We start from the raw sequence: 21854 nt of genomic DNA, 5'->3' as shown, positions 1-21854 counted from the left end.
CGGGGATGTCAACATATCTGGCGTTGACTTTTGGCACGCTGTTGAGTTCTCAAGGAACGGACGCTTCCTTCAGGCGGCTTTCACACCGGCCCTCCAGGCGCTTCGCTCTTTCGTGTTTCCAGCTTATCAGACGTTTTCCGCTCCGTTTTCCGGAGTTTCATTCATCGGACTTCGCTTTCCACTTGTCCCCGCTCTCTCGCGGCGACTCCGGAACTGTACGGGGACCGACCCGCCACATGCAAATCGTCCCGCCCTGCTGACGCAGGACGGGACGATCGGCGGTTCGAGCAGCGCCTCAGGCGCGGCCCATCTCCTCGGCGATGGCCGCCGCGAAGGCGTCGATGTCCGCCTCCGTGGTGTCGAACGCGCACATCCAGCGGACCTCGCCGGTGTGCTCGTTCCAGAAGTAGAAGCGGTAGCGCTTCTGCAGTCGCTCGCTCACCTCGCGCGGGAGGATCGCGAAGACCGCGTTGGCCTGGGCCGGGCGGACGACGGTCACGCCGTCGATCTTGCGGACCGCTGCCTCCAGGCGGCCGGCCATGGCGTTGGCGTGGCCGGCGTTGCGGAGGTAGAGGTCACCGGCGAGCAGTGCCTCGAACTGGACCGAGACGAAACGCATCTTCGACGCGAGCTGCATCGAGGTCTTGCGCAGGAACTTTATGTTCCGGACCTTCTCGGGGTTGAGCACGACCACGCACTCACCGAACAGCAGGCCGTTCTTCGTGCCGCCGAAGGACAGCACGTCGACGCCCACGTCCGTGGTGAAGGCGCGCAGCGGGACGCCGAGCGAGGCGGCGGCGTTGGCCAGCCGCGAGCCGTCCACGTGGACCAGCATGCCGAGCTGGTGCGCGTGGTCGACGATCGCCCGGATCTCCTCCACGGTGTAGAGGGTGCCGAGCTCGGTGCTCTGGGTGATCGAGACCGCGAGCGGCTGCGCGCGGTGCTCGTCGCCGTAGCCCCAGGCCTGCTGGTCGATGAGCTCGGGGGTGAGCTTGCCGTCCGGGGTGGGGACGGTGAGCAGCTTGATGCCGCCCATCTTCTCCGGTGCGCCGCCCTCGTCCACGTTGATGTGGGCGCTCTCGGCGGCGATCACCGCGCCCCAGCGCGGGAGCAGGGCCTGCAGGGCGACGACGTTGGCGCCGGTGCCGTTGAAGACGGGGTACGCCTCGGCCTGCTCGCCGAAGTGGCGGCGGAAGACGTCCTGCAGGTGGGTGGTGTAGTCGTCCTCGCCGTAGGCGATCTGGTGGCCGCCGTTGGCGAGGGCTATCGCGGCGAGGACCTCGGGGTGCACACCGGCGTAGTTGTCGCTGGCGAAGCCGCGGACGGCGGGGTCGTGCCGCCGTACCGCGTCGGTGCGGCCGGAGGGGTCGGTCGCGGTGGGGTCGGTCATCGGGCTGTCAGCCACAGGTGCTGTCCGTTCAGTTCTTCTGCGGGGCGGTCCCAGAGGCCCGCCAGGTGGGTGGCGAGGTCGGCGGTGTCGGTGAAGCCGGTGAACTTGGCGTCCGGCTTCTCGGCCCGCATCTCGGGACTGACCAACGCCTTGATCACCAGGATCGCAGCCGCGGCGGTGGGCTTGCCGTCCTCGGCGGTGGTCTCCTTGCGGAAGGAGTCCGCCATGGCGAGCGTCCAGGCCTCGGTGGCGGCCTTGGCGGCGGCGTAGGCGGCGCCGCCGGCGGTGGGCTTGTGGGCGGCGGCGGCGGAGATCATCGCGTACCGGCCGGACTCGCTGCGGAGCAGGGCGGGCTGGAACGCCAGCGAGGTGTGCTGGAGGGTGCGCACGACGGTGTCGTGCAGGAAGTCCCAGTCGTCGAGCCGGCTGTCGAAGAAGGTCTTGCTGCCGCGCCAGCCGCCGACGAGGTGGAACACGCCGTCGACGTGGCCGTGCTCGGCCTCCAGGTGGTCGGCCCAGTCGTGGACCTCCTGCGGGTCGAGGAGGTCGATGACCTGGCCGCTGACCCGTGCGCCGCGGACGGCGACGCGGACGGTGTCGAGCGCGGACTCCAGGCGGCGGGCGTCGATGTCGGCGCCGATGACGGTGGCGCCGTCGGCGGCGAGGCGGCGCAGCACGGCCTGGCCGGCCGGGCCGCTGGCTCCGGCGACGGCGATGACCTTGCCGGTCAGCGGTCCCTTGGGTGCGGTGGTCACGCGGCAGCTCCCTGCAGGCCGGCACCGGTGATGCCGGCGGTCGAGGCGATGACGCCGCCGAGCTTCTTCGAGAGGGCCTCGTAGAACATGCTCAGCGGGAACTCGTCGGGGACCACAGCGTCGCACAGGGCCTTGTTGAGCGCCTTGCCGTCGGTGATGTCGAACGGGAGCGCCTCGGTGCCCTTCGCCCAGGTGGAGGCGGGGTGCGGGGTGAGGTAGCGGGAGACCAGCTCGTAGGCGGCGATCCAGTGGGCCGGCTTGGGGCGGTCGATGCCGTCGCGGTAGAGGGTCTCGATCTCGGCGCAGAGGGCGTTGGTGACCTGCGGGGCGCGTTCCCAGTCGATGCTGAGGCGGTTGTCGCGCCACTGGAGGGCGTTGTTCTTGTGCAGGTAGGCGAAGAGCAGCTGGCCGCCCATGCCGTCGTAGTTGCGCACGCGGTCGCCGCTGACCGGGAAGCGGAAGAGGCGGTCGAAGAGGATGGCGTACTGGACGTCGCGGGCGTGCTCGTTGCCCTCGGTCTCCAGCTGCACCGCCTCCTTGAAGGTGGTGAGGTCGCAGCGGAGCTCCTCCAGGCCGTACATCCAGAACGGGCTGCGCTGCTTGATCATGAAGGGGTCGAACGGCAGGTCGCCGTGGCTGTGGGTCCGGTCGTGGATGAGGTCCCAGAGCACGAAGGTCTGCTGCGAGCGCTCCTGGTCGTCCAGCAGGGCGGCGGCGTCGGCGGGGATCTCCAGGCCGAGCTGCTGGACGGCGTTGGTGGAGACGACGCGGAAGCGGGCGGCCTCGCGGTCGCAGAAAATGCCGCCCCAGGTGAAACGTTCCGGCGCCTTGCGCACGGCCACGGTCTCGGGGAAGAGGACGGCGGAGTTGGTGTCGTAGCCGGCCGTGAAGTCGTTGAAGGTGATCGGCACGAACATCGGGTTGTCGAAGCGGGTGCGCTCCAGCTCGGCGAGCCACTCGGGCCAGACGACGTTCAGCAGGACGGCTTCGAGGTTGCGGTCCGGGTTGCCGTTCTGGGTGTACATCGGGAAGACGACCAGGTGCTGCAGGCCGTCCTCGCGCTGGTCGGCGGGCTGGAAGGCGAGCAGCGAGTCCAGGAAGTCGGGCTCCCGGTAGCCGGTGTCGGCCCACTTGGCCAGGTCGGCGTCGACGGCGGCCAGGTAGGCGGCGTCGTGCGGGAAGTGCGGGGCCAGCTCGGCGACGGCGGTGCGCACGGTGGCGACCAGCGGGTCGACCGTGTGGCGCTGCACGGAGGCCAGGTCGATGGAGCCGTCCTTGGACTGCAGGGGGCGCAGGGTCTCGACGGCGTCCTTCAGACGCAGCCAGGCCGGGTGCTCGGCGAGGTTCTGGGCCGGGGTGTCGGCCGCCACAGCGAGCCTTGACGAAAGATTCTGCATCGGGGACTCACTTCGACAGGAGGGTTTCAACGAGACCACCATAAGTACGAAAGGTTCTTCTGTTCAAGGGGGGGCCTGAGCGACGGATCTGCGGCGACGCGTGCCCGGGGCGCGAACGACGGCCGTGCGGACGGCCGGTGGGACCTTCCGGACAGGCCGGGCGAAACCCCCAAGGCGACCATGCCGCGCGGCTCCGGACCCCGCCACCGGGGGGAGGTTCCACGCCCGGCCGCACCCGGCCGCACCACGGCCGGCACCTCCGTGCGCCCTCGTTCGCGCCCTGCCGCAGGGGGCGGCGGGCCCCGATCGTGGACGGGACGCCCGTCCGCGCCGCCCGGGAGGCCGCCGTTGCACGGTCCGAACCTGGTCAGCTGGCTGCTCGCCGTGCTCTCCGCGGCCTCCGGGGGCTACTGCCTCTCCCGGCTGCGCCACGCCCCGTGCGTTCCGGCGGACGGCGCGCCCGTCCCGGTGGGCGCCGGGCCGCGGTGGCTGCGCGCCCACGAGTCGGATCTGGCCGAGGGGCTGATGGGCTGCGGGATGGCGGCCATGGCGGTGACCGGGACGGCCGTGCCGGGCGAGGTGTGGGCCTGGGTGTACGGTCCGCCCGCGGTGCTCCTGCTGCTCGCGGCCCTGTGCCGGCCGGCCCGGCGCGCGCACCGGCTGCACCACGCGGTCGGCGCGCTGGCGATGACGTACATGGCGCTGGTGATGACGGCCGCGCCCGGCCACGCCGGGCACCACCCGGCGGCGGGCCCACCGGCGCTGACCGGCGCGCTGCTCGTCTACTTCGGCGGGTACGCGCTGTGGTCCGGCAGCCGGCTGCTGAGCGGGCCCGGCGGGGCGGTGCCGGTGCCCGCGGCGGCCGGGCTGCCCCGGGCCTGCCGGCTGTCGGTGGTCATCGGCATGTTCGCCATGCTCCTGACCACGTAGGACGTCCGTCCCGGGACCGTCCGACCGCCGCACGGCACCACGGGAAGCCGCCACGCCGGAGCACGGTCGTGGCGTTGGTCACTGGGCGACCGAAAGTCGTACCACCGCGCCCCGGCAGCGCATAAGTTGGCGGGAAGCGCACTGTCGCGCTCCGTTTGCCCTCGGGGAGCCCATGCCATGACGGCCCTGCTCGGCCTGCTGCTGCTCGGACTGCTGCTCGCCACCGCCGCCCCCCGGCTGCTGGCCCGGGCGCGCTGGGTGGAGCGGGAACCGGTGCTGGCGCTGCTGGTCTGGCAGTGCCTGGTGGTGGCCGTGCTGCTGTGCTGCGCGCTGAGCCTGGTGCTGGCCGCGATGGCCGCCCTGCCCGCCCTGCGGGAGGTGCTGTTCTCCTGCGCGCCGAACGGCGTCGAGGCCGCGTACGGGCTGCACAACGCCGAGGGCTGGGGGCGGCTGTGCGCGGCGGTGCTGGCGGCGGGCGCTCTGCAGACGGTGTTCGCGCTGACCCGCGAGGTCCGTGCGGCGAAGGCGCTGCGCGCCCGGCGGCACGCCCAACTGGCGAAGCTGTCACCGCCGTTGCCGGAGTCGATCGAGCCGGCCTCCGGTCAGGGCGCCCGGCCGCGCCGGGAGCGGCTGGTGGTGCTGGAGAACGTCCGCCCGGAGGCGTGGTCGCTGCCGGGGCAGGACTCCCGGCTGGTGGTGACCACCGGGGCGATGCGCCAGCTGACGGACCGGGAGCTGGCGGCGGTTCTCAGCCACGAGCGCGGGCACGTCCGGGCCCGCCACCACTGGCTGGCGCAGGTCGCCCAGGCGCTCGCCTCCGGGTTCCCCGGGGTCGGAGTGTTCAGCGCCTTCCGCGACCAGGTGGGCGAGCTGGTGGAACTGGCGGCGGACGACCGGGCGGCGCGCCGGCACGGGCGGCACACCACGGCGCTGGCGCTGGCCGAGATCAATCTGGGGCGCGGGGTGTTCGGTTCCTGCCCGCCCGGGCTGGCGCAGTCCCCGAAGCGGGTGGACCGGCTGCTGGCCGGACGGCCGCGGCTGTCGGTGCCGGGCCGGCTGCAGGTGACCCTGTTCGCCCTGGCGACGCCCGCCACGGTCGTGGTCCTGGCCGCCGCGCCGGGGCTGCTCGCCCTGCGCTGACCACCGGGGCCATCGGGGCCCCCGGCACCACCAGGACGACCGGGCGGACCAGGACGACCGGGCGGACCGGGAGGACCGGCACCGCCGGGACGATCAACCGGCCGGAAGCACCGGCGGGTTGGCGAGAGGTCAGTCGGCGATCGGGGCCCCGCAGGCCGGCTCAGGGTCGTCGGCCAGGGTGAGCGAGAGCACCTCGCGGTGCAGCGGGCGCGCCTCTTCGTAGCGCCGGTGCCCCTCCTCGGTCAGCGCGACCTTGATGCCGCGCCGGTCCTCGACACACATCGCGCGGGTGACCAGCCCGGCCTTCTCCAGCCGGCCGATCAGCCGGGAGAGCGCGCTCTGACTGAGGTGCACGGTGGGGGCCAGCTCCTGGACCCGCAGTCCGTGGCCGGTGCCGTCACAGCCCTCGACCAGGCGCTCCAGCACCTCGAACTCGCTCATGCCCAGGCCGAACTTCTCCCCGAGCTCGCGGTCGAGCAGGCAGGAGGTCTGGGCATGGCGGGCCAGCAGGTCGCGCCACTGGGCGACCAGACCGGCCTCCGCCGGGGAGTCGAGTTCAGCCACGGCGCCACAGTATCACAGGCGCCAGCAACTTATGCGTTAACATTTTATTCACTTGCATTGGATGCACGTGCATGTAGTCTCTTGGGCCATGACCACAGCGACCGCCACGACATCCGACGCACCGTCAGCTGCCGGAGGCCACTGGACCCCCCGCCTCTGGGGCACCCTGATCGTGCTCTGCGCCGCGCTCTTCCTGGACACCCTGGACGTCTCGATGGTGGGCATCGCCCTGCCGTCCATCGGCTCCGAACTGCACCTCTCGACCTCCACCCTGCAGTGGGTGGTCTCCGGCTACGTGCTCGGCTACGGCGGCCTGCTGCTGCTCGGCGGCCGCACCGCCGACCTGCTCGGCCGCCGCCGGGTCTTCCTCGCCGCGCTCGCCGTCTTCGCCGCCGCCTCCCTGCTCGGCGGCCTGGTCGACGACGGCGGGCTGCTGATCGCCGCCCGCTTCCTGAAGGGCGTCGCGGCCGCCTTCACCGCGCCGGCCGGCCTGTCGATCATCACCACGACGTTCCCCGAGGGCCCGGCCCGCAACCGGGCGCTGTCCATCTACACCACCTGCGGCGCCAGCGGCTTCTCGCTCGGCCTGGTGCTCAGCGGGCTGCTCACCTCGGTCGGCTGGCGCTGGACCTTCCTGGTGCCGGTCCCGATCGCGCTGATCGCGCTGGTCTTCGCCGTCCGGCTGCTCCCCCGCCCGGCCGAGGAGAAGCCGCACGGCCGTTACGACGTGCTCGGCGCGATCACCGGCACCGCCTCCGTCCTGCTGCTGGTCTTCACCGCCACCGAGGCGCAGGGCGCGGGCTGGCTCAGCCTGCGCACCCTGGGCTCGCTCGCCGTCGTGGTGCTGCTCGTCGCGGCCTTCCTGGTGACCGAGACCCGCACCGCGCACCCGCTGGTGCGGCTCGGCATCTTCCGCAACGGCGGGGTCGCCCGCGCCAACGTGGTCGCCTTCGCGATGGCCGGCGCGTACGGCGGCTTCCAGTTCGTGGTCACCCTCTACCTGCAGGAGCTGCTCGGCTGGTCGGCCCTGGCGATGGCGCTCGGCATGCTCCCGGCCGGTGCGATGGTCGCCCTCTCGGCGCCCTTCATGGGACCGGTGGTGGACCGCTTCGGCACCGGCCGGCTGCTGCCGATCGGCCTGCTCGCCCTGGTCGGCGCGTTCGCCCTGTTCCTGCGGCTGGACGAGCACAGCTCGTACCCGGCGCTGGTGCTCCCGTCGATCGTCCTGCTCGGCATCGGCTTCGCGCTGGCCTTCCCCTCGGTCAACATCGCCGCCACCGACGGAGTGGCCGACGAGGAGCAGGGGCTCGCCTCCGGGCTGGTGAACACCGCGATCCAGGTGGGCACCGCGGTCGTGCTGGCCGGCGCCACCGCGATCATCACCGCCGGCAACGGCGGCGGCACCAGCGCCCAGGCCCAGCTGGACGGCTACCGGCCCGCACTGCTCTTCGTCACCGGGGTCGCGCTGGTCGGGCTGCTGATCGCGGTGACCGGCGCCGTGCTCGACCGCCGGAAGAAGGCAACTCCCCTGCCGGTACTGGACTATGATTATCCGTCAGTAAGCCGGGAAGGCCTGGCTGAGCGGCGCGACGAGATCCTCAGCAAGAGCTGACCGCCGAGCACCGGACGACGGTCGGCCCGGTCCCCGACCCGGGGTTCCCGGCACCCGCGTCCGGCCCTCGCCGTCGGACCGGGCGCCGGCTCTACCAAACCCCCGTGTTGGTAGGGCCGGCGCCTCCGTACGAACCGAACCGGACCGCACGGCCAAGGGCCGGACACCGCGGTTCGCCCGTCGGCCCGGCCAGTATATTGGCCGCCAGCCAACGAACGTACGGAGCAGACACGATGGCACCTCGCGGGGATTCGGTCAATGAGGAGATGCGTCAGCGCTCCCGGCGACGCATCATGCGGGCCACCGTCGAACTGGTCGACCAGCGCGGATACGCCGGGACGACGCTGACCGACATCGCCGAGCGGGCCGGACTCGCGCGCGGGCTGCTGTCCTACTACTTCGACGGCAAACGGCTGCTGATGCAGTCCGCGACCCACCGGATGATGCACCAGACGCTCTCCGCCGCCCTCGACGAGCTGGCCCCGGACGCGGGCCCGGAGGCCCGGCTCGCCCGGGCCATCGACGCGGTGCTCGGCCTGGCCATGGACCACCCGCGGGTGATGCGCTCGCACCTCGCGCTGATCCTCGACCCGGACACCGGCGCCTTCGTCCAGGACCCGGAGCAGCAGCGGCTCGGCGCCCTCCTCCAGGGGCTGCTGCGCGACTGGGGGGCGCCCGACCCGGCGGCCGAGCACGCGGTGCTGCGCAGTGCGCTGATGGGCGGTTGCATAGGCGTGCTGCTGCCCGGGGCGGAGCTGCCGCTGGCCCCGATCCGCGCCGACCTGTTCCGCCGTTACGACCTGCCCTGGCAGCTGGGCCGCCCGCCGCAGCCGCTCCCGCCGGAACGGGAACGGCCGCCGGCCCGCGGCTGACCCGCGGCGGCCGGCGGCCGCTCCCCGTCGTGCTCCGGTCGCCTCCCGGCTCCCCGGTCCCCGGTCTCCCGGCTCCCGTTCTCCCGGCCTGCTCCCGGCTCGCGCTCAGCGCTCCTTCAGGATCGAGGACAGCAGGTCGATGGTGCGCTCGGGCGTGAGACTGTCCACGCAGAGCCGTTCCATGACCTGGATGTAGGCGTCCACGTCGTCGCGCTTGTCCAGGTACAGCGCACTGGTCAGCTGCTCCAGGTAGACCACGTCGGCGAGGTCCTGCTCGGGGAAGCGCAGGATGGTGAACGCACCGGACTCACCCGCGTGCGCGCCGAAGCGGAACGGCATGACCTGGATGACCACGTTGGCCTGCTCGGCGGCGTCGATCAGGTACTGGACCTGGCCGCGCATCACCTTCGGCCCGCCGACCGGCCGGCGCAGCGCGGCCTCGTCGATGACCGCCCAGAGCCGCGGGCTGTTGCCCTCGGTGAGCAGCTTCTGGCGGCGCATGCGCAGGCTGACCCGGCGCTCGACCTCCTCCTCGCTGATCACCGGCCGACTCTGGCCGAAAACCGCCCGTGCGTACTCCTCGGACTGGAGCAGGCCGGGGACGAACTGGACCTCGTAGGTACGGATGAGGGCAGCGGCCTCCTCAAGGCCGACGTAGGTCTGGAACCAGCCCGGCAGGACGTCGTTGAAGCTGTGCCACCAGCCCGACTTGTTCGCCTCGCGGACCAGGCCGAGCAGAGCCTCGCGTTCGAGGCCGTCGTCCACGCCGTAGAGGCTGAGCAGGTCGGCGACGTCGCGTTCCTTGAAGCTGACCCGGCCGAGTTCCATGCGGCTGATCTTGGACTCGGAGGCGCGAATCGCGTAGCCCGCATCCTCGCGGGTGATGCCGCGCGTCTCGCGGAGCCGGCGCAGCTGGGAGCCGAGGAGGATCCGGCGGACCATCGAGCCGCCGCCCGGCTGAACTGTGGTCATGCGGTCCTAACCTCCACCTAGGGCAAACAGCGCACAGTCTGCCATCAGTTGAGCGCTCACGGTGCCGATACTGACGGATGTTCCTATCAGTTCTGCACTCCATGCACCAGGATGCACGTGCATCCGGCGCTTGCATATGCCATTTGAACGACTGCACGTGAATCGACTCTTGCATCTGCAGTGAGCGCAGAGCACGATGGTGCACGTGCACCTGCACATCCCTGGCAATCCCGCGGGCTCCGCGTCGACCCCACGCGCGATTCCGTGCACCGGCCCGGCAGCGCCCCCGCGCCTCCGGGCCCTCGTGCGCGCGCGCCTGGTCGAGGGGCGGCCGCGCGGCCGAGCGAGTCGGAGGTGACCGGCATGACCCCGGCGGGTCCAGCCGTGTCCGCCCCCTTATGGGAGGAGCTCTTCATGAGCACCGGAACGGCCTTGGCAGTCGACCCCCATGTGGTCACCTGTACGCTCGCTCCCCGCTATGAGGCTGTGAGAACCGCGCGCGACTTCGCCAGGACCGCCCTGCAGCGCTGGGGGCTGGGCGAGCTCTTCGACGACGTCGCGCTGGTGGCGTCGGAGCTGGTGACCAACGCGCTGCGGCACGCGATCGGCGCGTGTCCCACCGCGGCGGACGACTACGACTTTCCCACGCATCCGGCGGCGGAGAGCCGGCTGCCGATCCGAATAAGCCTCGTGCACCGCGCCCCCCAGATCGTCTGCGCGGTGAGCGATCCCAGCAGCGCCGGCCCGGTGGCCCGGGAGGCGGACTTCGTGGCGGAGTCCGGCCGGGGCCTGCACCTGGTCGACTCGTTCAGCCGCTCCTGGGGCTGGCACCCGCTGGGCAGCGGCAAGGTCGTCTGGGCGCTGTTCGAGGCCGAGGAGGCGCAGCGGTTGGCGCCCGCCCCGGTGGGCGAGTTCGGCGGACGGCACCGGCGTTCGGCCTGACCGGCGCCCGAGGGCATCGTGTCCGACGGCATCGCGTCCGACGGCGCGAGCGCGCGGAATCACCACAGTACGGCGAACGGCACCCCGGCAGCGGCGACCGGCGGCCCTCGGGCAGCGGGCACCGGCGGCCCACCGGTGGTGGCGGCGTCGTGATCCGCGTGCGGCGGCGGTCCGCACGGGACCGCGCGACGAAGGCTCCGCGGCGAAGGCCCTGCGGCAGCGGCCCGGAACGACGGCTCCGGGCGAGGCCTTCAGGAAAAGACAAAGGCCGTCGTGGTGTCAGCACCCACGACGGCCCCCCGATGTGAAGCCGGCGGCCGGTCAGACCGCCAGGTGGTCGAACTCCCCGTCCTTCGCCCCCAGGAGCAGTGCGGCGATCTCGGCGCGGGTGTAGATGAGCGCCGGACCGTCCGGGAACCGCGAGTTGCGCATCGCCACCTCGCCCCCCGGGAGCGCGGCGAACTCGACGCAGTTGCCCTGGGAGTTGCTGTGCAGGCTCTTCTGCCAGACCACGCCCTCAAGGTCGGTCGCGGCCATCCCGTTGTACGTGTCGGACGTGTCGAACGTGTCGTGCGTGTCGTGCATAGAAATCTCCCGAAGAGCTCCGGAGTGGGTCGTTCGGCTCGGCGCCCCGGCCCCGGCCGAACGGACGGGCCGGCCCCGTACTGGCCCGGCACACCGCCTCACTTGACGTGATGATAGCTCCAGTGCACGTGCATCAGCACGGGACGTTGCAGGTGCACGGCCTTTTCGACACCGAACCGGAACTCTTCACAAGGCGCCCGCCTGACGGTACGTAAACGGACAAAGCCGACTGAATCGGCAAGCCGCCGATAACCGCCCGTAGGCGGTCACCCGCCGATTGTTGATCTTCGAACGCCCGGAGTCGCCCTTCCGTGACCCTCCGTCAGGTCGCCCGCATGCTGTGAGACATCTCACGCGCCGGACCGGCAACGCGGTTCCCGTTCCGGCGCATCTGAACGGGTACCGGGAGAACTGCCGCCCGAGGGTCGGTTATGTCCGGTTTTCACGGTGGCCGCCCCTCTCGGTTCGGCAGCCGACTGCGGGACGGGCGGACCGATGTCCTACGATCTCCGCCATGAGCACCGCAGCCATCCCGGGCGCGCCACTGCCCGTCCGCACTCCAGGCTCCCGTGCGCGGGGGCGCCACCGCCGTCCCGAGCGCCCCGAGATCCCGGCCGGTTCCCCGGCCCTGCTGCTCGCCGTCCCCGCGGCCGCCGGGCCGGAATCCCGGCCCGTCGTCGAGGAGCTGCTGTCCATCGTCCGCAGCGAGCAGAACGGCGTGCGGACCGCCGCCGGCTACCTGCCCTCCGGTGGCACCGAGGGCGAGGCGGGCGGCGAGCGCACCGTGGCCGAGCTGCTGGCCGAGGCGGCCGAGGCCGGCCTGCCCGCGCCGGTCGTGGTGCCGCTGGTGCCCGGCCCGCACGACTTCCTCCCCCAACTGCACGCGCTGGCCGCCGAGTACGGCGCCCCGGTGACCGACACGCTGGGCCCGCACCCGCTGCTCGCCGAGGCCGTCCACGTCCGCCTCTCCGAGGCCGGACTGGCCCGCGCCGACCGGGCCCGGCTGTTCGCCATCGCGACCGCCGCCGACGGCGTGGTGCTCACCACCGTCGGCGGGCAGGTCGCCGCCGACGCCGCCGGCATCACCGGCATGCTGCTGGCCGCCCGGCTCGCGGTACCGGTGGTCGCCGCCGCACTGGACGTGCCCGGCTCGGTGGCGGATGCCGTCGCCCACCTCAAGGAGATGGGTGCCCAGAACCCGGCGCTGGCCCCGCTGGTGATCGGCCCCGAGGCGGACGCCGAGCTGCTCGCCGCGGCCGCCGAGGAGTCCGGCTGCCCGTCGGCCGCGCCGCTGGGCGCGTACCAGGCGGTCGGCCAGCTGGTCGCCTCCACCTACCTGGCCACCCTGCCGGCCTTCGACCCCGAGGACGGGGCCGAGGGGGCCGGCGCCGAGGAGGGCGCGGCGCGCGCCGCCGGCCGGCACGCCGCCCAGTAGCACCCACCGCGCGACGCCGCCGTGCGAAGGGCCCGGAACGGTTCGTCCGCTCCGGGCCCTCGGCGTCTACCGGCCGACCCGGGTGGTGGGCGCGGCGGCGTCCTTCAGTCGCAGCGCGGGCACCTGCACCGGCCGTGACTGGCCGGCCAGGGTGGGCACCACGGCCGCGGCGGCGTTCCACCGCGGCTGGGCGGTGCCCTCCTCACCGGCCCGGCGCACCTGGAGCACCTCGGTGGAGCCGGCCCGGCGCAGCAGGATGTTCTTGGGCGGCCCGGCCTCCGGGTCCAGCCACAGTTCGTTGCCGCCGAACTCGCAGTCCAGCACCAGCAGGTCGTCCGGCTTGCCGTCGGCCCCGGCGCGGAAGGCGATCCCGGCCCGGCGGTAGCCGGTGAAGCGGCAGCGGCCGAAGGTGACGGACTCTCCGGCGAGTTCGTGCCGGGTGGTGGAGACCGCGAAGTCGCTGTGCCCGGCGGCGTCGATCAGCAGGCCGTCGAAGACGGTGCCCTTGTCCCGGCCGAGCGCGTGCAGGGCCACTCCCCCGGCCGCGTTGCCGTAGAGCACGCTCGCGGTGTAGTCGAAGTCGTTGAGGTAGGCGCCGTGCTCGATGCCCCAGCCGCCGTTGTGGTAGGCGGCGAACTCGGTGACGACGTGGTGCTGCTTGGCGTTGAGCCAGACGAAGATGCCGTCCTGCAGGTTGTTGTGGGCCAGGCAGCGCTGGAAGGTCCAGACGCCCTCGCTGTTCTCCGGCCACTCGAAACCGGAGGCGCCGTTGGCCCCCCGCACGCCGACCGCCACGCAGTCCAGCGCCTTGCCGCCGGTGCCGGCGCCGAGGTTGAAGCCGGTCAGCCGGTAGGCGCGGGGGTTGGGTTCGAGCAGGGTGCGGGAGGCCACGCAGGACTCGTAGACGATGTCGTCGGAGGGCTGCTGGGGGGTGCGGGTGTCCAGCGGCCCGTCCCACCAGTAGGCGTCCTCCCAGGTCTCGTGGCTGATGCAGCCGCGGAAGGTGATGCCGTGGCTGGCGTGCGGGACGTACGCGTGGCTGCCGGCGTCGCGGACCACCACGCCCTCGACGACGGTGCCGCGGGCGGCGTCGCCGAGCCGGTGGAAGTGCAGGCCGTAGCGGCCGAGCACCGGCGCGGTGACCGGGGCGGTGCCGTCGGCGCCCTTCCAGGTCTCCTTGGTGTCGGCGCGCGGGCCGACCCAGCGCAGCGCGGTGTGCCGGACGTCGGCGCGGCGGGAGCTGGTGAGGTGGACGTGGCTGCGGCCCTTCGCGGTGCCCTCGACCCGGACGCTGCGGGTCAGGTTGAGCACCTCGGCGCCGACGGTGACGCCCCCTCCGGCGGCGACCTTCGGGTGGGGGTGCTTGAGCGGGGTCTCCAGGGTGACGGTGGTTCCGCTGACGGACCGGATGGTGACGAGGTCGTAGCGGTCGGCGAAGCCCTCCTGGTCGGGCGGGCCGGTCGGGGTGACGGCGAGTTCGTCGCCGGGCAGCCAGCCGGCGGGCGGGGCGGCCAGGGCGAGGGCGGTGTCGCCGGCCCTGAGCTCGCCCTCGGCGCGGACCCAGGCGGTCTTGGCGGCGCCGTCCAGCCGCAGGTAGCCCGCGCCGGTGACCCAGAGGCCGACGTCGGTGTCGACCACCTTCATGCCGTCGCCCTGGAAGCGCTTCTCGTCGACGCCGGGGAAGCGCAGGGTGTGGACGTGGGTGCCGTCGGGGGCGAGGGCGAGGGCGCCGCGGACCTCGACGTTGCCGGCGGCGGCGAGGGTGAGGGTGCGGTCGGCGGCGAAGGTGAGCGCGCCGCCGGGCTCGACCAGCAGGGAGCCGACCTCGGCGTCGGTGTCGAGCAGCACCCGGTCGGTGATCCGTACGGCGCCGCGCGGGCCGGGCGGGTTGCCGCCCCAGCCGGCCCGGTCCGACCAGCGGCGTCCGCCCTGGTCCACGGTGGGCGCGGGGGCGGGCTGTTCGGGGGCTCCGCCGACCGGCGGGCCGCTGCCGTCCGTCGGGGCGCCGCCGTGGCCGCCGTCGGGGCCCATCGGTCCAGCGGCCTCGGTCGGGGTCGTCCCGATGACGGCGGCCGGGGTGACGAGCCGGGTCTCGCCGGTCAGCGAGCGGCGCAGGACCTCCTCCCCGCTGATCGCCGCGAAGGCGGTGCCGACGGCGAGCCAGCGCAGTAATGCCCGGCGGGTCAGGTGAGTTCGGGTCGGTTCGGGTGGGATGTCCGCTCTGCGGTGCTTTGCCCGGCGATGCGCTCCAGCCGGCCGAACGGCCGGACGGGAGGCGTCCGGCTCCTCGTCGATGCCCATCGGTGCGTAGCCCTCTCCCCGGACGGCTGCGGCGTGCCGGCGTGCCGCCGACGCTCTGAAGCATAGGCAGTTGCATTGGCCGCCACCGGCGTTGCGGGAAATCGGTCATTTCTGATCATGAAGGGCGGCCATTCGGCCGGGATTTCGTAAACCGTGACGAGAGTCACACATGTTTGCGGTTTGAACGCGCCTCTGCTTAACGTGCTCCCCGTTCGTGGCCACACGGACCCAGTTCGTCCGCGACGCCGAGTCCTGCCGTCGGGCGCACTGGCAGCGCAATGCACCACGGCAGGAGCGGGGGAACCACAGGTAGTTCGCCCAGGACCGGTCCACGGACCGGCCCGGGGCTAGGGGTGAAGCCGCGTCCACAGCGCGGCCGGGCAACTCCAGCCCGAATCCGACAGCTCACCTCGCAGGCGTGGGAGAGGACCGCGTCTTCATGCTGCCCACCAACGGCACCCGACTGTCCGGCCGTACCCGTCGCGCGATCGCCACCCTCGGCGTCGCGGGCATCGGCCTCACCATCCCCTGCCTGACCGCCGGCACCGCCTCGGCCGCCTCCGTCGCCACCTGGGACAAGGTCGCCCAGTGCGAGAGCGGCGGCAACTGGAGCATCAACACCGGCAACGGCTTCTACGGCGGCCTCCAGTTCACCAGCTCCACCTGGGCCTCGTTCGGCGGCACCGGCTACGCCGCGCGTGCCGACCTGGCCACCAAGGACCAGCAGATCGCGATCGCCGAGAAGGTCCTGGCCGTGCAGGGCCCCGGCGCCTGGCCGGTCTGCTCGGTCCAGGCCGGTCTGACCAAGGGCGGCGCCCCGGCCGCGGTGGACACCTCCTCCGCCGCCGCCACCACGCCGGCCGCCCAGACCCCGGCCCCGGCCGCCAAGCCCACCGAGAAGCCCGCCGAGAAGCCCGCCGCGGCCCCGCAGAGCCGGCAGTGGCGTCAGCAGGCCGGTCAGCAGGCCGCCGAGGACTACACCGTGGTCGCCGGCGACTGGCTGTCCACCATCGCCGACCGGCACCAGGTCCAGGGCGGCTGGCAGCGGCTGTACGAGCTCAACCGCGCCACCCTGACCGACGGCCCGCACGCCATCTACCCGGGCCAGCACCTGACCCTCGGCGAGCGCGCCACCGGCCAGGGCTTCGACTGGTTCAACCGCGACCAGGGCGGCGCCCAGGGCCAGGCCCAGACCCCGGCCACCCCGCCGGCGACCAAGCCCGCCGCGCAGGCCGGGACCCCGGCCCCCGCCCCGACCGCCACCGGCAGCATGGCCGCCGCCGTCGCCTTCGCCCAGTCGAAGGTCGGCCAGGCCTACGTCTACGGCGGCACCGGCAACGGCGGCTGGGACTGCTCCGGCCTCACCCAGGCCGCGCTGCGCGCCGCGGGCATCTCCGTCCCGCGTATCGCCGCCGACCAGGCCGCCGCGTCCACCCACGTCTCGCTGGACGCCCTCAAGGCCGGCGACCTGCTGTTCTGGTCCAACAACGGCAAGGACTCCGGCGTCTACCACGTCGCGCTCTACATCGGCGACGGCAAGTACGTCGAGGCCGCCAACCCGAGCTCGGGCGTGCGCGTCCAGACCGTCGCCAACTGGGCCCCGGACTTCGCCGGCCGGGTCTGACCCCGCCACACCGTCACACCTGCCGCACCTGCCGCGCCGAAGCCCCCGGGGAGAGTCCTGCCGCTCCTCCCCGGGGGCTTCGGCCTGCGCGGACGCGCCGGGGCGGGTCCGGGCGCCGGACGGCCGTGGCCAAACGGGGCCGCGGCGGGCATGCTGCTGCCCTGCACCCGAGGAGGAGTCACCATGGCACAGGTCACCGTCTCGCTCGACGCCAATCTCGCGATCGACGTGATGACGCTGTCCGGCACCAGGAGCCCGCAGGACGCCGTCGAACTGATCCTCCGCGACTACCTGGAGCGGGGCCGGCGCACCGGGACCCGCACCGGCGACGCCGCCGACGGCCACCGGGTCTCCCAGGAGCGTCCGAACACCCAGGAGGGCTGAGCCCGGGAAGGCCGAGGAGCCCGGGACCCCCGAAGGACCCGGGCACACCGAAGGGGCCCGGGAGCAGCCTGCTCCCGGGCCCTCTCCCGGGTCCGCTCAGCGCGCGCGGGCGCCGGTCGACCCGCGCATCACCAGCTCCGGCTGGAACATGAACTCCCCGCGCTGCGCGGCGTTCCCGCCGACCTCCTCCAGCAGCGCGTCCACCGCCGCGGTGGCCATCGCCTCCACCGGCTGGCGCACGGTGGTCAGCGGCGGCTCGGTGAAGGCGATCAGTGGCGAGTCGTCGAAGCCGACCACCGAGACGTCCTGCGGCACCGACAGACCCCGCTGCCGGACCGCGCGGATCGCGCCGAGCGCCATCATGTCGCTGCCGCAGACGATCGCCGTGCAGCCCTTGTCGAGCAGCGCCCCGGCCGCCGCGTGCCCGCCCTCCACGCTGAACAGCGTGTGGTGGACGAGCCCCTGCGCCTCCTGCGCGGTGAACCCCAGCACCTCGCGCATGGCCGCGGTGAAGCCCTCGATCTTGCGCAGCACCGGCACGTACCGCTGCTGGCCGACCGCCAGGCCGATCCGCTCGTGGCCGAGTTCGGCCAGGTGCTGGACGGCCATCCACATCGCGGCCCGGTCGTCGGGCGAGATGAACGGCGCGTCGATCCGCTCGCTGTAGCCGTTGATCAGCACGAACGGCACCCCGCGTCCGGCCAGCCGGGCGTACCGGTCGTGGTCGGCGGTGGAGTCGGCGTGCAGACCGGAGACGAAGACGATGCCCGCCACGCCCCGGTCGACCAGCATCTCGACCAGTTCGTCCTCGGTCGAGCCGCCCGGCGTCTGGGTGCAGAGCACCGGCGTGAAGCCGTGCCGGCTGAGCGCCTGCTCGATCACCTGGGCCAGCGCCGGGAAGATCGGGTTGCTCAGCTCCGGGGTGATCAGCCCGATCAGCCCGGCGCTGCGCCGGCGCAGCCGGGTCGGCCGCTCGTAGCCGAGCACGTCCAGGGCCGCCAGCACGGTCTGCCGGGTGGTGGCCGAGACGTTGGCCTTGCCGTTGAGCACGCGGGAGACGGTGGCTTCGCTGACCCCCGCCTGCGCCGCGATGTCTGAGAGTCGCGCCGTAGTCACGGTTCCAGAGCCTATTGCAACCACGTCAGACCGCCCACCAGTCGGTGCTGTCCGCGGCGAGCACCGCCTCGCCGTCCGCCACCACCGGGTCGGCGTCGGCGGAGGTGAGCAGCAGCCGGCCGGGGGCCGGTATGCGCACCGGGGCTCCGGTGGTGTTGACGGTGCAGACGAAGGAGCCGCGGCGCAGCACCAGGGTGCCCTCGGGGCTGTCCAGCCACTCGACGTCGGTGCCGGCGCCGAGTTCGGGGCGGGCCCGGCGCAGGGCCAGCGCCGAGCGGTACAGCTCCAGGGTGGACGTCGGGTCGCCGGTCTGCGCCTCGACGCTGAGCCCGGCCCACTCGGCGGGCTGCGGCAGCCAGGACGGTCCGCCGGCGGTCGGGCCGAAGCCGTACGGGGCCTCGGTGCCGGACCACGGGATCGGGACGCGGCAGCCGTCGCGGTAGCCGTCCTGGCCGGCCTGGCGGAAGAACGACGGGTCCTGGCGGACCTCGTCGGGCAGGTCGGTGACGTCCGGCAGGCCGAGTTCCTCACCTTGGTAGACGTAGGCGGAGCCGGGCAGGGCGAGCATCAGCAGGGTGGCGGCGCGGGCGCGGCGCAGGCCGAGCGGGCGGTCGCCGGGGGTGCGGATCTGGGTGCCGAGGCCGGGCGGGTTGGCGAACCGGGTGGCGTGCCGGGTGACGTCGTGGTTGGAGAGCACCCAGGTGGTGGGGGCGTCGACCGGGCGCATCGAGTCGAGCGAGAGGTCGATCACCGCGCGCAGCTCGGCGGCGTCCCAGGAGGTGCCCAGGTACTGGAAGTTGAAGGCCTGGTGCAGTTCGTCGGGGCGCACGTAGTTGGCGGTGCGCTGGACGGTGGGGGTCCAGGCCTCGGCGACGCCGATCCGCTCGCCCGGGTACTCGTCGAGGATCGTGCGCCAGCTGCGGTAGACGGCGTGCACGCCGTCCTGGTCGAAGAAGGGCATGACGTCGTTGCCGAGCAGCTTGAGCTGGTCGGCGCCGCCGAGGTCGGGCAGGCCGGGGGCCTTGACCAGGCCGTGGGCGACGTCGATGCGGAAGCCGTCGACGCCCATGTCCAGCCAGAAGCGCAGGATGGAGCGGAACTCGTCGGCGACGGCGGGGCTGTCCCAGTTGAAGTCGGGCTGCTCGGGGGCGAACAGGTGCAGGTACCAGTCGCCGGGGGTGCCGTCCGGGTTCCGGGTGCGGGTCCAGGCCGGGCCGCCGAAGATGGACTCCCAGTCGTTGGGCGGCAGTTCGCCGTTCTCGCCCTTGCCGGGGCGGAAGTGGTAGCGGTCGCGCAGCGGGGAGCCGGGGCCCTCGCGCAGGGCGCGCTTGAACCACTCGTGCTGGTCGGAGGAGTGGTTGGGGACGAGGTCCACGATGATCCGCAGGCCGAGCCGGTGCGCGTCGCGGATCAGCGCGTCGGCGTCCAGCAGGGTGCCGAACATCGGGTCCACGGCGCGGTAGTCGGCGACGTCGTAGCCGGCGTCGGCCTGCGGGGAGGCGTAGAACGGCGAGAGCCAGACGGCGTCCACGCCGAGGTCGCGCAGGTAGGGCAGGCGGCTGCGGATGCCGGGCAGGTCGCCCATGCCGTCGCCGTTGGAGTCGGCGAAGCTGCGCGGGTACACCTGGTAGATGACCGCGTCCCGCCACCAGCCTCGGTCCGCGGCGGCACCGGCCTCGTGAGCGGTGGCGTCGGCGGCGGGCCGGGAGGTGTCGGCCAGGTTCTGGGTCATGGACGGTATCCCTTGGGAAGTGGCGGGCGGAGCTGTCGGGGCGTCGGCGGGGACGTCGGTCAGGACTTCGAGGCGCCGGCGGTCAGGCCGGTCACCAGGTGGCGCTGCACCAGGTAGAAGAGGACCGAGGAGGGGATCGCGATCAGAACGGCGGTCGCGGCCATCAGGTTCCACTGGGCGTCGTGCTCGCTGACGAAGGTCTGCAGTCCGACGGCGAGGGTGTACTTGTCGGAGCTGAGCATGAAGGTGGAGGCGAAGGCGACCTCGGCCCAGGCGGTGAGGAAGGAGTAGAACGCGGCGACGGCCAGGCCCGGGCGGGCGAGCGGCAGCACGAGGCGCCAGAAGGTGCCGAACGGGGTGAGCCCGTCGACCCGGCCGGCCTCGTCGATCTCCACCGGGACGGTGTCGAAGTAGCCCTTCATCAGCCACGCGCAGTAGGGCACGGTGGTGGTCGAGTAGACCAGGATCAGGCCGAGGTAGCTGTCCAGCAGGTCGAGCTCGGAGAGGATCGTGTACATCGGCACGATCAGCACCGCGATCGGGAACATCTGGGTGACCAGCAGCGACCACATCAGCGGGCGGTGGCCGGGGAAGCGCATCCGGGAGACGGCGTAGCCGGTGGAGGCGGCGATCAGCACGCCGAACACGGTGGTGACGCCGGAGACCAGGAAGGCGTTGCCGAACCACCGGAAGAAGTCGGTGTCGAACAGCACCGTGCGGTAGTTGGCCAGGGTCAGCTTGTCGATGATCTCGCCGGGGTGCAGGTAGTCGGTCTTGTCCGGGCCGAACGAGACGTAGAGGATCCACGCCACCGGGAACAGCGCGATCAGGCTGGCGAGGATCAGCGCGCCGTGCATCAGGGTCCGGGCGAGCGGGCCGTTCGCGCCGCGCGGGCGGGCCTTGGCGGGCCGGGCGGCGGGGGCCGCGGGCCGGGCGGTGAGGGGGGTGGGTCGGTCGGTGGTGGTGCTCATCGGGGGTGCCTCCTTCGTGGTCGCGGGGTTCGCCGGGGTCAGCCTTCGGCCCGCTCGTTGCGGGCGAGCCAGCGGCGGTAGAAGCCGGTGAAGACGATCAGGATGGAGAGCAGGATGACGCCGTAGGCGGCGGACTGGGCGTAGTCCCGGGGCTGCTGGCCGAAGCCGAGCCGGTAGGCCCAGGTGACCAGCAGCTGGGCGTCGGGGGCGCCGTTGCCGAACAGCAGGAAGATGACGGCGAACTGGTTGAACGTCCAGATGACGCCGAGCAGGACGACGGTCGAGGAGACCGTGCGCAGGCCGGGCAGGGTGACGTGGCGGAAGCGCTGCCAGGCGGTGGCGCCGTCCATCTCGGCGGCCTCGTACAGCTCGGCGGGGATCGACTGGAGGCCGCCGAGCAGCGAGATCATCATGAACGGCACGCCGACCCAGGTGTTGACCAGCACGGCGGCGGCCTTCTGCGCGGTCGGGTCGTCCAGCCAGCCGGGCTCGGGCAGGTGCAGGGCGGCGAGCACGCCGTTGACGGCGCCGCCGTCGGCGAGCATCAGCCGCCAGGAGAAGACGGTGACGAAGGTCGGCACGGCCCAGGGCAGGATGAGCAGCATCCGGTAGACGGCGCGTCCGCGCAGCTTCTGGTTGAGCAGCAGGGCCAGGCCCAGGCCGATGGTGTAGTGCAGGCCGACGCACAGGGCGGTCCAGGCGATGGTCCACACGAAGTGCGACCAGAAGCGGTCGTAGGAGCCGGGGCCCCAGAGGATGTCGGCGTAGTTGTCGAAGCCGACGAAGTGGTAGCTCGCGGGGATCTCGTTGGCGCCGATCTTCCGGGCGGCGTTGAGGCTGTTGGCGTCGGTGAGGGTGAGCCAGAAGCCCTGGGCGAGCGGGTAGAGCACCAGGACGCCGAGCACGAGCACGACCGGCGTGATCATCGCGTAGGCGTACCAGTGCTTGGCGTACGAGCGCTTGAGGCGCTCCATCAGGCCCGGACGCGGATCGCGCTGCCGGCTGCCCTGGCCGGTGGCGCCCTGCACGGCGACTGACATGGTTCGACACCTTCTCGGGGGGAGGTCCGCCGCCTCGCTTCGGCGACTGCTGCTACGGGTCCGGCCGTCCGGCCCGCCGAGGGGGGAGGCGG

19 protein-coding genes and 1 riboswitch are annotated in these 21854 nt (G+C 72.8%); of the genes, 8 read left to right on the top strand and 11 right to left on the bottom strand.

Annotated elements, in window-relative coordinates; translation table 11 throughout:
- Window positions 1–295: 295 nt before the first annotated feature.
- Genes ACFU9E_RS28000 through ACFU9E_RS27990 form a run of 3 tightly spaced genes read right to left on the bottom strand, consistent with a single transcriptional unit; the run spans window position 296 to window position 3542 of the window.
- Window positions 296–1390: a threonine aldolase family protein gene (locus tag ACFU9E_RS28000; RefSeq protein WP_380686220.1), complete on the bottom strand. Its 1095-nt coding sequence runs from the start codon at window positions 1388–1390 to the stop codon at window positions 296–298.
- A complete protein-coding gene (locus tag ACFU9E_RS27995) occupies window positions 1387–2145 on the bottom strand; it encodes an SDR family NAD(P)-dependent oxidoreductase (RefSeq protein WP_380686206.1) in 759 nt (252 codons plus the stop codon). The genes ACFU9E_RS28000 and ACFU9E_RS27995 overlap by 4 nt, the downstream gene beginning before the upstream one ends.
- On the bottom strand, window positions 2142–3542 hold the full coding sequence (locus ACFU9E_RS27990) for a DUF6421 family protein (protein ID WP_380686208.1): 1401 nt from the start codon (window positions 3540–3542) through the stop codon (window positions 2142–2144). Before ACFU9E_RS27990 ends, ACFU9E_RS27995 begins: the two co-directional genes overlap by 4 nt.
- Window positions 3543–3890: 348 nt before the next feature.
- On the opposite strand from ACFU9E_RS27990, the gene ACFU9E_RS27985 reads away from it, so the two are divergent.
- Together ACFU9E_RS27985 and ACFU9E_RS27980 are read left to right on the top strand one after the other, a co-directional pair.
- The gene (locus ACFU9E_RS27985; protein WP_380686210.1) at window positions 3891–4472 is read left to right on the top strand and encodes a DUF5134 domain-containing protein; all 582 of its coding nucleotides are present in this window, start codon (window positions 3891–3893) and stop codon (window positions 4470–4472) included.
- A 177-nt stretch (window positions 4473–4649) separates the two neighbouring features.
- Window positions 4650–5612, top strand: coding sequence for a M56 family metallopeptidase (locus tag ACFU9E_RS27980; RefSeq protein ID WP_380686212.1), 963 nt, complete (start codon window positions 4650–4652; stop codon window positions 5610–5612).
- A 129-nt stretch (window positions 5613–5741) separates the two neighbouring features.
- Here ACFU9E_RS27980 and ACFU9E_RS27975 read toward each other — a convergent pair whose 3' ends face one another.
- A complete protein-coding gene (locus tag ACFU9E_RS27975; RefSeq protein ID WP_380686214.1) occupies window positions 5742–6176 on the bottom strand; it encodes a MarR family winged helix-turn-helix transcriptional regulator in 435 nt (144 codons plus the stop codon).
- Between the two features lie 88 nt (window positions 6177–6264).
- Here ACFU9E_RS27975 and ACFU9E_RS27970 point away from each other — a divergent pair, with 88 nt between their 5' ends.
- Together ACFU9E_RS27970 and ACFU9E_RS27965 are read left to right on the top strand one after the other, a co-directional pair.
- Entirely contained in the window at window positions 6265–7788 is a 1524-nt protein-coding gene (locus ACFU9E_RS27970) for an MFS transporter (RefSeq protein ID WP_380686216.1), read from the top strand.
- 266 nt (window positions 7789–8054) lie between these two features.
- Window positions 8055–8660, top strand: coding sequence for a TetR/AcrR family transcriptional regulator (locus tag ACFU9E_RS27965; RefSeq protein ID WP_380686218.1), 606 nt, complete (start codon window positions 8055–8057; stop codon window positions 8658–8660).
- Between the two features lie 105 nt (window positions 8661–8765).
- Here the strand turns inward: ACFU9E_RS27965 and ACFU9E_RS27960 are convergent, their stop codons facing one another.
- The gene (locus tag ACFU9E_RS27960; protein WP_355376209.1) at window positions 8766–9632 is read right to left on the bottom strand and encodes a helix-turn-helix transcriptional regulator; all 867 of its coding nucleotides are present in this window, start codon (window positions 9630–9632) and stop codon (window positions 8766–8768) included.
- A 414-nt stretch (window positions 9633–10046) separates the two neighbouring features.
- Between ACFU9E_RS27960 and ACFU9E_RS27955 the strand changes: the two genes are divergently transcribed.
- Window positions 10047–10574 carry an ATP-binding protein gene (locus tag ACFU9E_RS27955; RefSeq protein ID WP_380686633.1) on the top strand — a complete coding sequence of 176 codons (528 nt, stop codon included), beginning with the start codon at window positions 10047–10049 and terminating at the stop codon, window positions 10572–10574.
- Between the two features lie 321 nt (window positions 10575–10895).
- Here ACFU9E_RS27955 and ACFU9E_RS27950 read toward each other — a convergent pair whose 3' ends face one another.
- Window positions 10896–11159 (bottom strand): DUF397 domain-containing protein, encoded by a 264-nt coding sequence (locus ACFU9E_RS27950; RefSeq protein ID WP_355376214.1) that lies wholly within the window; start codon window positions 11157–11159, stop codon window positions 10896–10898.
- 514 nt (window positions 11160–11673) lie between these two features.
- Here ACFU9E_RS27950 and ACFU9E_RS27945 point away from each other — a divergent pair.
- Complete coding sequence (locus ACFU9E_RS27945) at window positions 11674–12594, top strand: hypothetical protein (protein WP_380686631.1); 921 nt, start codon at window positions 11674–11676, stop codon at window positions 12592–12594.
- A gap of 66 nt (window positions 12595–12660) precedes the next feature.
- Here the strand turns inward: ACFU9E_RS27945 and ACFU9E_RS27940 are convergent, their stop codons facing one another.
- Entirely contained in the window at window positions 12661–14895 is a 2235-nt protein-coding gene (locus ACFU9E_RS27940; RefSeq protein WP_380686629.1) for a hypothetical protein, read from the bottom strand.
- A 305-nt stretch (window positions 14896–15200) separates the two neighbouring features.
- A riboswitch (cyclic di-AMP (ydaO/yuaA leader) is annotated at window positions 15201–15327 on the top strand.
- Here ACFU9E_RS27940 and ACFU9E_RS27935 point away from each other — a divergent pair.
- Together ACFU9E_RS27935 and ACFU9E_RS27930 are read left to right on the top strand one after the other, a co-directional pair.
- A complete protein-coding gene (locus ACFU9E_RS27935; protein WP_380686627.1) occupies window positions 15314–16519 on the top strand; it encodes a transglycosylase family protein in 1206 nt (401 codons plus the stop codon). (Overlaps the previous riboswitch by 14 nt.)
- A 183-nt stretch (window positions 16520–16702) precedes the next feature.
- Window positions 16703–16903 (top strand): hypothetical protein, encoded by a 201-nt coding sequence (locus ACFU9E_RS27930; RefSeq protein ID WP_380715440.1) that lies wholly within the window; start codon window positions 16703–16705, stop codon window positions 16901–16903.
- 96 nt (window positions 16904–16999) lie between these two features.
- Here the strand turns inward: ACFU9E_RS27930 and ACFU9E_RS27925 are convergent, their stop codons facing one another.
- The 4 genes from ACFU9E_RS27925 to ACFU9E_RS27910 are packed head-to-tail and all read right to left on the bottom strand — an operon-like array spanning window position 17000 to window position 21762.
- The gene (locus ACFU9E_RS27925) at window positions 17000–18019 is read right to left on the bottom strand and encodes a LacI family DNA-binding transcriptional regulator (protein ID WP_380688638.1); all 1020 of its coding nucleotides are present in this window, start codon (window positions 18017–18019) and stop codon (window positions 17000–17002) included.
- Window positions 18020–18044: 25 nt separating this feature from the next.
- Window positions 18045–19751, bottom strand: coding sequence for an alpha-amylase family glycosyl hydrolase (locus ACFU9E_RS27920; RefSeq protein ID WP_380688636.1), 1707 nt, complete (start codon window positions 19749–19751; stop codon window positions 18045–18047).
- A 59-nt stretch (window positions 19752–19810) separates the two neighbouring features.
- Complete coding sequence (locus ACFU9E_RS27915) at window positions 19811–20722, bottom strand: sugar ABC transporter permease (RefSeq protein WP_380688634.1); 912 nt, start codon at window positions 20720–20722, stop codon at window positions 19811–19813.
- Window positions 20723–20760: 38 nt separating this feature from the next.
- Window positions 20761–21762, bottom strand: coding sequence for a carbohydrate ABC transporter permease (locus ACFU9E_RS27910; protein ID WP_380688632.1), 1002 nt, complete (start codon window positions 21760–21762; stop codon window positions 20761–20763).
- Window positions 21763–21854 lie beyond the last annotated feature (92 nt).

Origin of the sequence: Kitasatospora sp. NPDC057595, from assembly GCF_042800875.1 — a bacterium.
In the GTDB taxonomy this organism is placed as follows: Bacteria; Actinomycetota; Actinomycetes; order Streptomycetales; family Streptomycetaceae; genus Kitasatospora.
The sequence above is the reverse complement of the archived record's forward strand: the minus strand, read 5'-3'. Positions and strand labels throughout refer to the sequence as shown.

Excerpts from the sequence above, each read along its gene's own strand:
- ACFU9E_RS27990 (WP_380686208.1), bottom strand. The coding sequence starts at position 3,542 with ATGCAGAATCTTTCGTCAAGGCTCGCTGTGGCGGCCGACACCCCGGCC.
- ACFU9E_RS27950 (WP_355376214.1), bottom strand. The coding sequence starts at position 11,159 with ATGCACGACACGCACGACACGTTCGACACGTCCGACACGTACAACGGG.
- ACFU9E_RS27955 (WP_380686633.1), top strand. The coding sequence starts at position 10,047 with ATGAGCACCGGAACGGCCTTGGCAGTCGACCCCCATGTGGTCACCTGT.
- ACFU9E_RS27980 (WP_380686212.1), top strand. The coding sequence starts at position 4,650 with ATGACGGCCCTGCTCGGCCTGCTGCTGCTCGGACTGCTGCTCGCCACC.
- ACFU9E_RS27920 (WP_380688636.1), bottom strand. The coding sequence starts at position 19,751 with ATGACCCAGAACCTGGCCGACACCTCCCGGCCCGCCGCCGACGCCACC.
- ACFU9E_RS27930 (WP_380715440.1), top strand. The coding sequence starts at position 16,703 with ATGGCACAGGTCACCGTCTCGCTCGACGCCAATCTCGCGATCGACGTG.
- ACFU9E_RS27965 (WP_380686218.1), top strand. The coding sequence starts at position 8,055 with ATGCGTCAGCGCTCCCGGCGACGCATCATGCGGGCCACCGTCGAACTG.
- ACFU9E_RS27910 (WP_380688632.1), bottom strand. The coding sequence starts at position 21,762 with ATGTCAGTCGCCGTGCAGGGCGCCACCGGCCAGGGCAGCCGGCAGCGC.
- ACFU9E_RS27915 (WP_380688634.1), bottom strand. The coding sequence starts at position 20,722 with ATGAGCACCACCACCGACCGACCCACCCCCCTCACCGCCCGGCCCGCG.
- ACFU9E_RS28000 (WP_380686220.1), bottom strand. The coding sequence starts at position 1,390 with ATGACCGACCCCACCGCGACCGACCCCTCCGGCCGCACCGACGCGGTA.
- ACFU9E_RS27960 (WP_355376209.1), bottom strand. The coding sequence starts at position 9,632 with ATGACCACAGTTCAGCCGGGCGGCGGCTCGATGGTCCGCCGGATCCTC.
- ACFU9E_RS27970 (WP_380686216.1), top strand. The coding sequence starts at position 6,265 with ATGACCACAGCGACCGCCACGACATCCGACGCACCGTCAGCTGCCGGA.
- ACFU9E_RS27940 (WP_380686629.1), bottom strand. The coding sequence starts at position 14,895 with ATGGGCATCGACGAGGAGCCGGACGCCTCCCGTCCGGCCGTTCGGCCG.
- ACFU9E_RS27945 (WP_380686631.1), top strand. The coding sequence starts at position 11,674 with ATGAGCACCGCAGCCATCCCGGGCGCGCCACTGCCCGTCCGCACTCCA.